Below are 1,929 nucleotides of genomic sequence, written 5' to 3'. Positions count from 1 at the left end.
CGGTGTCCCAGCTTTGCCATTGCGGCGCCAGACGGCGCAGGGGGGTGTATTTGGCGATCCGGTGGGCGGTGAACCCAGCCAGCAGGGTTGCGGCAAAGATGATCATCAGCAGCCGCAGGTCGCCAAGGGCAAAGAACGGTGCCGCGGCGCCGGCAAATTTGGCGTCGCCCGCACCCACAGCGCCGGCCGCATAGAACAAGTAGCCCAGGCCGATGCCGACCGGCAAGTGCAGCAGGTGCCAGCCGTAATCGGCCCAGCTGGGCATCACGATCGCACCTGCAACAACATAGATCACGGCCAGCAAATCGACGGCCCAGTTGGGAATGCGCATGCCGCGCAGATCCGTCAGCGCAACCGTGTAGCACAACGGCAGCACAAAGGGCAGGAACCACAGGGCAGCATGGGCCGGGAACTGCATGGATCAGCCGTTCTCCAGCGCCGCCAGCGAGCGCGAAGCTTCTTCAAAATGCTGCGGGTGGGTCTCGATGGCTTCGCGCAGCAGGTTCTCGCCAATCTTGACGTCGCCCTGCTTTACAGCCGACAGCGCTAGCGTGTGCAGCAGCAGCGCGCGTTCAGTCTGATCCATCGGGATCACCGGCAGAGTGTAATTCCGCTGAGCGCCGCGGGCCAGAACCAGGTTGTTCTTGGCCGTGAACAGGCCGTGATTCTGGCGGATCGCCTCGCCGAACAGCCGTTCGGCGCCAGCAAAATCACCGCGTGTCAATTTGGAATAGCCCCAGTTATTCATAACCTTGGCAGGTTTTGTCGTCAGCCCGGTGGCAATTTCATAAAAGCTGTCGGCGCGCTTCCAGTCCTTGCCGGCATCGGCGACCACGGCCTCCAGCCGGTAGCGCTCATAGGTTTCGTGGGTGGGGGGGACCTGATCCAGCTCGGCCTTGGCCGCGTCCCATTCACCGCTCCGCACCAAAGCACCTGCCAACTGCACATGGTCTGCGCTGGTGGCTCCCTTCATTGACACCACTTTCTTCCAGGCGGCGGTGCCTTCGGTGGTGCGTTTGGCACGGATCAGGGAATGCGCCAGTCCGCGTTGCAGCTCAATCCGGTCCGGGCTGCTTTTCAAGGTGCGCTGGAAATGGGCGACCGCCTCATTCGGGTCGGCCACTGTCAGCATCACATCGTTGAGATTGCTCTCGTCGATGACGTTCACTTCCTGAAAGGCCCGTTCCACGGTTTCATCGGCTTTCTCCGCGCAAGCCGACAAGACCAGCGCCCCTGCCAGAGAAGCGAATAGAAATAACTGCTGGCGCATTGGTGCGTCCTTTTACTGCTCTCTTGATTTTGAGGGTCAGTATGCGCAGGATTTTCAAGCTTTGCGAGGGCCAGCCTTAAATTATCGCGGATTGCGTCACTTTCGCCATTGCCAAGCGCATAGGCGCGCTGGAACACCTGTACCGCTTCGGCGGTTTTGCCGCGCTCCATCAGCACCACGCCCAGGTTGTTCATCGGTTCCGGCCAGGAGGCGTCCGCATCCACCGCCTGGCGCAGCAGCCCTTCTGCCTGGCCCAGCCGCCTGAGGCCTAGTTTGGCACTGCCCATTCCGGACAGAACCTCGGGCGTCAGCCCGTGGTCAAGTGCTGCGCGGGTGAAGGCGTCGAGGGCCAGTTCATGCTCGCCGGCCGCCATCAGCCGATGGCCGACCACCAGGCCGTCCTCTGCCTGCTGGCGGTGGTTGTCGCCTGGCGCCCAAGGGCTGCCCTTGTCCTGTTTCAGCCCGCCCGGCGTGCAAGCTGCCACCAGCGCAACAACGCTGGCGGCAGCAAAACCACGGCAGAAACGGGCAGGCCCGGCCCCTCCTGGTGCGTTCATGTTTCGGTTGCCTCAATTGCCCATGTTCATGATGCCCTGCACCGACGGGCCAACCAGTATGATCAGCAGCGGCGGGACTGTCAGGCCCATTGTGGCAAGGGT

The 1,929-nt window shown here is 62.5% G+C and carries 3 protein-coding genes; all 3 read right to left on the bottom strand.

What is annotated here, in order from left to right:
* On the bottom strand, window positions 1–418 hold a 418-nt coding region (locus A2I95_RS34355; RefSeq protein WP_291737007.1), incomplete at its 3' end, for a prepilin peptidase.
* A gap of 3 nt (window positions 419–421) precedes the next feature.
* Complete coding sequence (locus A2I95_RS34350) at window positions 422–1,270, bottom strand: lipopolysaccharide assembly protein LapB (protein ID WP_027259869.1); 849 nt, start codon at window positions 1,268–1,270, stop codon at window positions 422–424.
* Complete coding sequence (locus A2I95_RS34345; RefSeq protein ID WP_291737005.1) at window positions 1,165–1,827, bottom strand: tetratricopeptide repeat protein; 663 nt, start codon at window positions 1,825–1,827, stop codon at window positions 1,165–1,167. Before A2I95_RS34345 ends, A2I95_RS34350 begins: the two co-directional genes overlap by 106 nt.
* Window positions 1,828–1,929 lie beyond the last annotated feature (102 nt).

It is taken from the genome of Leisingera sp. F5, assembly GCF_001593695.1.
The sequence above is the reverse complement of the archived record's forward strand: the minus strand, read 5'-3'. Positions and strand labels throughout refer to the sequence as shown.